The organism is Peptoniphilus phoceensis, from assembly GCF_001517665.2.
Classification (GTDB): domain Bacteria; phylum Bacillota; class Clostridia; order Tissierellales; family Peptoniphilaceae; genus Peptoniphilus_A; species Peptoniphilus_A timonensis.
In genome coordinates this window covers 539,559-548,120 of record NZ_LN999809.1, presented here as the reverse complement: position 1 = coordinate 548,120, position 8,562 = coordinate 539,559, and the positions used below count along the sequence as shown (strand labels likewise).

Sequence of the window (8,562 nt, the reverse complement as noted above, 5' to 3'; positions counted from 1 at the left end):
AATGATAGAAAAATTAAGTAAGAATAAAATCGTGAAAATTAGAAATATTAATCTTGGTGATGGTAATCCTATTTTAATTGCGGGTCCATGTTCAATTGAATCAAGAGAACATATAGTAAATGAAGCAAAGGATCTTAAAAATATAGGTCTTGATATATTAAGGGGTGGTGCCTTTAAACCTAGGACGAGTCCCTTCGATTTTCAAGGTATAGGGTTTGATGCAGTTAAATATTTAAAGGAAGCATCAGAGGAAACAAATCTACCTATCGTCACTGAAGTTTTAAGTGAAGATCATGTTGAATTAATTAAAGATTATATAGATGTTTTTCAAATTGGATCAAGAAATATGTATAACTATGCCTTACTAAAAAAAGTTGGCAAAACAAATAAACCAGTAATTTTAAAGAGAGGATTTTCTGCAACTTTAAAAGAATGGGAAATGGCAGCAAAATATATTGAAGTTGAAGGTAATAAAAATATAATATTTTGTGAAAGAGGCATAAGAACTTTTGAAACAGAAATGAGAAATACTCTTGATTTAGCTGGAGCTTATATGATTAAAGAAAAAACTGGCTATCCAGTAATTGTCGATCCAAGTCATGGAACTGGTAAAAGAGAATTAATTGAACCTATGGTTAGAGCAACTCTTGCTCTTGGACTTGATGGTGTTATGATTGAAGTCCATCCAAATCCAGATGAAGCAAAAAGTGATGCTGCACAAACTATTTCTTATGAGACTTATGAAAAGATAGCAAAATATGTAGAGGATTTTAATGAAAATAGAATTTGATGATGGTTTCTCTTTTGGGAAGGGAGCTTTTGAGACAATTAAAGTTGTTGATAGAAAAGCACTTTTTCTTGACGCTCATTTAAAAAGACTAAAGAATAGTTTGGATTTTTTTGGAATTACAAAAGAGATAGATGAAGAAAAAATTATTTCTTATATAAAAAATGCGGATGAAGATAATTTTGCTCTTAAAATAATAGTTTCTGATAAAAATTTTATTCTATCTTCTAGAGAAGATAATTATAGAAATGAAGATAAGCTTTTTAAATTAAAAATTTCACCTGTCAGAAGAAATTCAACTTCGAAAATGATATATCACAAAAGTCTTTCTTATTATGAAAATATTTTAGAACACAGGTGGGCTATATCTAAGGGTTTTGATTCTGCTTTATTTTTAAATGAGAGAGAGGAAGTGGCAGAAACTTCCTTTGCAAATATATTTTTTGTTAAAGATGATGAAATTTTTACTCCAACACTTTCTTCTGGATTATTAAAGGGTACTATGAGAGATTATTTAATAAATAATTACAAGATACGTGAAAAAGTAATATCTAATAGTGAAATCAAGGATTTTGATGAAGTATTTATTTCAAATTCTCTTATGGGCGTAAGATCTGTATTAGCAATAGATGATAATATTTTTAATAATCAAAGGATTAAATTAAAGATTGAAAAAGATTTAAAAAATATTGGTTTTTAAGATAATTAGGCTGGGAATTTCCAGTCTTTTTTTATTTGTTTTTTTAAAAATTAATAAAATAAAATATATTTTTAAAAAGATGAAGAAAAGATTTTTTTGTTGTAAAATTAATATAGATGAAAAGGTGATTTTATGAAAAAGACAAATGCAATGAGAATACTTAAAAGTGAAAATATAGATTTTGAAATTATCGAATATTCAACTAAGGATGGAATATCTGGAACAGATGTGGCAGAAAAGCTAGGCGAAAATAAAGACAAAGTTTTTAAGACCTTAGTGACAGAATCTAAAGAGGGTGAAAATTTCGTTTTTGTTGTACCTGTATCTAGTGAATTAGATTTAAAAAAAGCTGCAAGGGCATCTAATTCAAAAAAAATTGAAATGATTCCTCAAAAAAAACTTTTACCTTTGACAGGATATGTTCATGGAGGATGTTCACCTGTTGGAATGAAGAAAGAATTCAAAACATATATTGATTCTTCGGCAGAAGATCTTAACTTTTTTTATATAAGTGGTGGAAAAGTTGGGATGCAAATAAAATTAAATCCTAAAGAATTAGTTTCTCTAATAGATGGAGAATTTTCAGATATAAAAAAGGAGTAAGTATGTATAAAGATATCTATAATGAATGGCTGGAAAGCGAAAATGTTAATGAAAAATTAAAAATAGAACTTGAAAAAATGAAAGACAATGAAGAAGAAATTGAAGATAGTTTTTATAAAAATTTAGAATTTGGGACAGCAGGTCTTCGTGGTATTCTTGGACCAGGCACAAATAGAATGAATTATTTGACTGTTTCTAAGACTGCTCTTGCTCTAGCTAATTTTATAAAAAATCTTGGAGAAGATGCGGCAAATAAGGGTGTAGTTATTGGTCGTGACATAAGACATGAATCCTACGAATTTTCCATTTTAACTGCAAAAATTTTAGCTGAAAATGGAATTAAGGTTTATTTATTTTCAGGAATTTGTCCAACTCCACTTTTAGCTTACTCAATTAGATATTTAAAAACTATTTCAGGAATAATGATTACAGCTTCGCATAATCCAAAAAATTACAATGGTTTTAAACTTTACTGGGAAAAAGGATCTCAAATTTTATCAGATATTGCAGATGAAATAGAAGAAAGATCACAAAAAATTAATATTTTGGACTATGACTTTAAGACATTAAAAAAATTATCTAATTATAAAAATATAAAATTTCTTGGAGAAGGTGTAATTAAGTCTTTCTACAAGGATATTTTAAAAATTTCTTTAACTGATGATATAGATAAGGACATAAAAATTGTGTACACACCTTTGAGCGGTTGTGGAAATAAATACGTAAGAAATATATTAGATATGCGTGGATTTAAAAATGTTTTTGTAGTAGCTGAGCAAGAAAATCCTGATGGAGATTTTAAAAATGTTACAAATCCAAATCCAGAAGATATAAGGGCTTTTGACAAAGCAATCAAACTAGCAAAAAAAGAAGATGCGGATATAATTATTGCAACAGACCCTGATTCTGATAGAGTTGCAGTTCTTGAAATGGATGATGAAGTTTTAAGAATTACAGGAAATCAAATGGGTTTTATTCTAGGATACTTTATTTTAGAAAGAGAAGCTCACAAAAAATTTGATAATCCAGCTATTGTAAAAACAGTTGTTACTGCAGATTTAATAAAAAAAATAGCAAAAGATTATGGTGTTGATGTTTTTGAAACACTAACAGGTTTTAAAAATATTTGTAATATGCCTAATATTTGGGATGAAAATCATGAAAAAGACTTTGTCTTTGGCTATGAAGAATCAATTGGTTATGTTATTGGAAATAATATAAGGGATAAAGATGCTGTTGGGACTTCAATGATTATAGCTGAACTAGCTGGATATCTTAAAAAAAGAAATTTAAAATTAAAAGATTATTTAGAAGAAATATATAAAAAATATGGATATTATGAAGAATATCTTGATTCAGTTTACTTTGAAGGTAAAGACGGAAAATCAATAATGAAAAAAATTATGGATAGTTTTAGACAAATTGATTCTTTTGAAAAAATAGGAGATTTAATAAGAAAAGAAGATTTTATAAATAACTCAGAAAAACCTCAAGATCTTTTAAAATTCTACTTTGATGAACAAAATTGGTTTGCACTTAGACCTTCAGGGACAGAACCAAAATTAAAAATATATGCCTATGCTGTATCCGATAGTAAAATAGATGCGGAAGAAAGAATTAAATTGATGAAAGAAGAGATTATGGATAAAATCCAAACAAGTAGGTGAAAAAATGATACTATTTTGTGACTTTAACCCAAAGATTGTAAGAGAATTTAATTTAAAAAGTGATTCTGAGAACATCATAGAAAAATCTCAAATTTATCCTAGCGGACATGGAATTTATATGTCCTTATTTTCAAAAAAACTTGGAGTAGATTCTGAAGTTTTTATGTTGAAGGGGAATAATAGGGGAAAGGAAATTGCTCTTGCCTTGAGTCAGTTAGCTATTGATGTTAATTTTACTAGCTTAAAAGATGAAAATGTCGAAGAAGTTTTAATAAAATCTGAAAATCAAAATACAATTTATAGGACTGAAGACCCTAGGATAACGATGGAAGACAGATCATATATTTTAAATTCCTTTGAAAGGTCTTTATTTAAAAAAAAAATTGCTGTAATTCCCCAAATTGATTTAAAGGGTCTTGATGAAAATATTTATGAGAAACTTGTAAAAATATGTTACAAAAACAATATAAAAGTTGCAGTTAATCCAAAAAATCTTGAAGATGTAAAAAATACCAACCCATATATTTTGATGTTTGATAAAAAGGACATAGAAAAAAATAAGAAAATAAACTACACAGGTGAGGTAATTGAATATAATAAGAAATTTATTGAAGCTGGAACTAAAATAGTTTTTGTAAATAGTAAAAGAGCTACAATAATTTCCACAGAAGATAAGAATTATAGAGCTTATATAAATAAGGACAAGCTAGAAAAAAAGATCTTAACTGAAAAATTTGATACAAGTTTATCTCTAGCAGGGCTAGCAATAGCAATAGATAGAGATTATGATTTTATAACTTCAATAAAACTTGCAATCTCATGTGGAGTATGGGAAAATTTTGTTGATAAAGATAAAATTGAAATGAGTGCTATAAAGAAATTAATGAGTAGCGTAGAGGTTGAAGAAATTTAGGAGGAAGAATGAAGAATTTTCACTTAAATAGAGATGATGTTGTTTTTGTATTTGTAGACATTCAGGATAAATTGTTAAAAGCTATGTATAATAGCGATGAAATTATAAAAAACTCTACTGTACTAGCTAATTTAGCAAATATAATTAATGCAGAAGCAATTTATACGGTCCAATATCCTAAGGGTCTTGGTTATACAAATGAAGAAGTAAAAGCTCCATTAAAGGATAAGGAAGAATTTCCTAAACTTACTTTTAATTCCTATGGAGATGAAGATATAAAAAAAGAATTCGAAAGATTAGCTAAGAAACAAGTTGTCCTTTGTGGTATGGAAACTCATATTTGTGTTTTTCAAACTGTTAGATCCCTTGTTGAAGCGGGATATGATGTTTTTGTTGCTGTAGATGCATTGGGATCAAGAACTGAAAAAAATTCTAAAAATGGCATCGAACTTCTAAGAGAAGTGGGAGCTGTTATTTCCAATACTGAAACAATATTATTTGATCTAGCAGGAATAGCTGGAACAGACGAATTTAAGAAAATCCAAAAATTAATAATCTAATATTAATAAAAGAGTTTCCAAATATGGAGACTCTTTTTTTGATTTTAAACTGTGATATAATTATTTTGGTGATAAGATGAAAATAATTCACACTGGTGATTTGCATTTAAAAAAATTTTATAAGGGCAGTCTTCCACTTGAAGTTTCAAATAAGCTGTTGGAAGATGGATGGAGAGCCTTGGGCGAACTTTTTGATTTTTCAAATGAAGTTGACGCAGATATTATTTTGATTGCTGGAGATTTATTCGAAAGAGAATTTTTTAATTTGAAAGATTTGAATAGATTTTTGGACTTAATTAAATGTGTAAGAGCAAAAGTTTTTCTTGCCTTTGGAAATCATGATTATCTTTCAGGAGATAATCTATTTTTAAAAGTAGAATTACCAGATAATTTATATTTTTTCAAAAATGAACTAGACTATTTTGAACTGAGTGAACTAAATACAAGAATATATGGTATATCTTATGACAATTATTCTTTTAAAAGGGATTTTAAAGAATTAGATTTAGATGAAAAATTTATAAATATAGGATTATTTCATTCAGATTTAAAAGACGAAAGATACTTGCCTTTAGATATAGAATTCCTTAAAAAATTTAATTATGTGGCACTTGGTCATATTCATAAAAGAGAAAAAGTATTAGAAAACACTTATTATTCAGGATCTTTAATTCCACTTTCTTTTAAAGACAAAGGAAAAAGAGGAATTATATTTTTAGATGATAATAAAAAGATTATTGAATTTAAAAATTTTTCTAAGAGAGAATTTATAAGTTTAGAGATAAAAGTTACTAATGAAATGACATTTTCTGAAATTTTATCACTAATACAAGAGAAAATTGAAAAGAATAATTTATACAGAATAAATTTATCTGGAAATAATAAGCACTCACTGGATTTAGAAAATTTTCTAAGAGAAAATTTATCTGTTTTCTATTTTGAAATTATAAATAATATTAGTGAAGATGATTCTGAAATTAAGATCAAAGATGAATTTATATTAGATCTTTTAGGGAATTTTTCAAATAGCCAAATAGAAAGTGATGCTAGAGAATTGTCAAAAAAGTATATTTTGGAGCAATATTATGATATTTGAAGAATTAGGACTTTTAAATTTTGCTAAGTTTGAAAATAAAACAATTGAGCTTCACAGAGGAATAAATTTAATTTTTGGTGAAAATGAAAGGGGAAAATCCACTATTGTTAATTTTATAGATGGTATTTTTTATGGATTTAGCAAAGACTCTTTGGCAAGAAAGATAAGAGATGACCTTTTTGAGAAATCAAGACCTTGGGGATCTAATTTATATAAGGGTTATATTATCCTTAAAGATGAAGATAAGGAATATAGAATAAGCCGAGATTTTGATAAAGACGAAATTTCTATAGTGAATATTGAAACTGGTGAAGACTTTTCCTTTGACGATAAAAATTATTTAAATTCTAGAATTCCTCAACCTGGCATACTTTTTTTTGATATAAATAGAAAAATTTATAAGTCTTCTTTTTTTATTTCTCAAAGATTAAGCCAAATAGAAAATGAAGCTGGAGAAGAGTTAAAAAATAGAATCGATAATTTTTCTGTTTCGGAAGATGAAAATATTGATTTAAATAAAGTCGTCGACAAAATGAATGATGATCTCTATAAACTGGGAAACAAAAGAAGAAAGACTTCTGAAATAGGAAGACTCACAGAAGAATTAGATAAAATTTCTCTTGAGAAAATAAACTATATAAGCCTAAAAGATTCTTATAATAAGTCTACTGATGAATATAAAAAAGCAAAGGAAAAGTTAAAGGACTTAGAAGATAAGCTTCGAGGTAGAAAAATTTTCGAATTAGAGAATTTAAGAAAAGAATTAAATGAAATTGAAAATAATAATTCTAATGAAAATAAATACAATTTAACAGATCTTGAAGAAGCTATTGAGTTAAATAAATCTTTGGGAATTTATTCTAGTAAACTTGATGATTTGATATCATTAGAAGGAGAAAAGTTTGAAGTAGACAAAGATTTGGAAAATGATTATAAGAGATATAAGGAGATAAACAGGGAACTTTTTGTATTAAATGAAAATAATTTTTCAAAAGAAATAGAAATTATTTCCAGGGATATAAAAAGTCTTAATATAGAGATAATGAAGTATCTCATAAAATTTATTTCAAGCTTTATTATAGCTATTGGAATTATAATTGCATCAATCCATTATAAAAAATATTTTATTTCCATTTTTTCTGTCTTATTTTTTACTTATTCTTATTTTAGGTTTGTAAAATTTAGGGAAAATAAGGATCTATTAGAGAGATTAAATAGAAAGCTCAATGATTTTAAAAAGAAATCAAGAGATAAAACTTTTATAAAAAAAGAGTTTGATAAAGAGATCAAAGATATTCTATTAAAATACAATGCAAAAGATTCAAGAGAGCTTGGACAAATTTTGGATTTAAAGGTAGAAGAAAACTTAAAAAATAAATCTAAAAATGAGTACAATGACCAGCTTAAAGAAAAAAACTTATTTGAAATAGAAGAAATTAAGAAAAAAATCATTGATTATGAGAGAGAACTTGAAATAATCTTTGAAAAATATAAGGTAAAAAATATAAAAGATTTAAAAGAAGTTTTTCATGATAAAAGAAATAAGAGTGATGATAGATCAAGTGAATACAGATATAGAATAGATGAACTTGAAAAAGAAAGCCTAAGTGGTGAGATTTATAAGAAGAGTTCAATTGAAGAGATATCAAAAGATATTTCTACAACAAAAAGAGAAATTTCTAATTTAGAAGGAAGTCTAAGAACATTAGAAGATTCATTAGAAAAATTAAGAATTTTGGAAGAGAAAACTTTTGAATTAAATAGAAAACTAGAAGAACTTGATTATAGAAAGAAATTACTGGAGATTTCAATAGAAAAAATTGAAAATTTTATGAAATCCAAAAGAAGAAGTACCCTTCCTATTTTGAAAAATGAAATTTCAAATTATCTAAGCTTAATTACAGACAATAAGTACAGTGAGATATTAATAGATGACAGTTTAGCTATTAGGGTTTATGATAAAAGCATAAGTGATTATATTGATTTGGAAAGTTTAAGTATTGGAACACTAGATCAAATTTATCTTGCTTTTAGATTGGCCGTTTCAAAAATAATAACCGATAAAAAAATTCCGATTGTGCTTGATAGTCATTTTGATTCTTATGACGATGATAGACTTAAAAACACATTGGAAATTTTGCAAGATGAAGAACAAGTTCTAATATTTGCAAGTTCAAATAGAGAAAAAGATATTTTAGATAAAAATAATATGACATATAAATTAATAAAACTTTGA

Annotated in this window: 8 protein-coding genes; all 8 read left to right on the top strand. The window is 26.5% G+C overall.

What is annotated here, in order from left to right; all coding sequences use genetic code 11:
• The first annotated feature begins 1 nt into the window (after position 1).
• The 8 genes from aroF to BN3657_RS06790 all read left to right on the top strand — a co-directional run bounded on the left by aroF (position 2) and on the right by BN3657_RS06790 (position 8,562).
• The gene (aroF, locus tag BN3657_RS06825; protein WP_062552307.1) at positions 2 to 790 is read left to right on the top strand and encodes a 3-deoxy-7-phosphoheptulonate synthase; all 789 of its coding nucleotides are present in this window, start codon (positions 2 to 4) and stop codon (positions 788 to 790) included.
• The gene (locus BN3657_RS06820; RefSeq protein ID WP_062552306.1) at positions 774 to 1,487 is read left to right on the top strand and encodes an aminotransferase class IV; all 714 of its coding nucleotides are present in this window, start codon (positions 774 to 776) and stop codon (positions 1,485 to 1,487) included. The genes aroF and BN3657_RS06820 overlap by 17 nt, the downstream gene beginning before the upstream one ends.
• Positions 1,488 to 1,619: 132 nt before the next feature.
• The gene (gene ybaK, locus BN3657_RS06815) at positions 1,620 to 2,090 is read left to right on the top strand and encodes a Cys-tRNA(Pro) deacylase (RefSeq protein ID WP_062552305.1); all 471 of its coding nucleotides are present in this window, start codon (positions 1,620 to 1,622) and stop codon (positions 2,088 to 2,090) included.
• A gap of 2 nt (positions 2,091 to 2,092) precedes the next feature.
• Positions 2,093 to 3,757 carry a phospho-sugar mutase gene (locus BN3657_RS06810; RefSeq protein WP_062552304.1) on the top strand — a complete coding sequence of 555 codons (1,665 nt, stop codon included), beginning with the start codon at positions 2,093 to 2,095 and terminating at the stop codon, positions 3,755 to 3,757.
• Positions 3,758 to 3,761: 4 nt separating this feature from the next.
• On the top strand, positions 3,762 to 4,670 hold the full coding sequence (locus BN3657_RS06805; protein WP_062552303.1) for a hypothetical protein: 909 nt from the start codon (positions 3,762 to 3,764) through the stop codon (positions 4,668 to 4,670).
• An 8-nt stretch (positions 4,671 to 4,678) separates the two neighbouring features.
• Positions 4,679 to 5,230, top strand: coding sequence for an isochorismatase family protein (locus BN3657_RS06800; protein ID WP_062552302.1), 552 nt, complete (start codon positions 4,679 to 4,681; stop codon positions 5,228 to 5,230).
• A 76-nt stretch (positions 5,231 to 5,306) separates the two neighbouring features.
• Complete coding sequence (locus tag BN3657_RS06795) at positions 5,307 to 6,326, top strand: metallophosphoesterase family protein (protein ID WP_062552301.1); 1,020 nt, start codon at positions 5,307 to 5,309, stop codon at positions 6,324 to 6,326.
• The gene (locus BN3657_RS06790; protein WP_062552300.1) at positions 6,316 to 8,562 is read left to right on the top strand and encodes an ATP-binding protein; all 2,247 of its coding nucleotides are present in this window, start codon (positions 6,316 to 6,318) and stop codon (positions 8,560 to 8,562) included. Before BN3657_RS06795 ends, BN3657_RS06790 begins: the two co-directional genes overlap by 11 nt.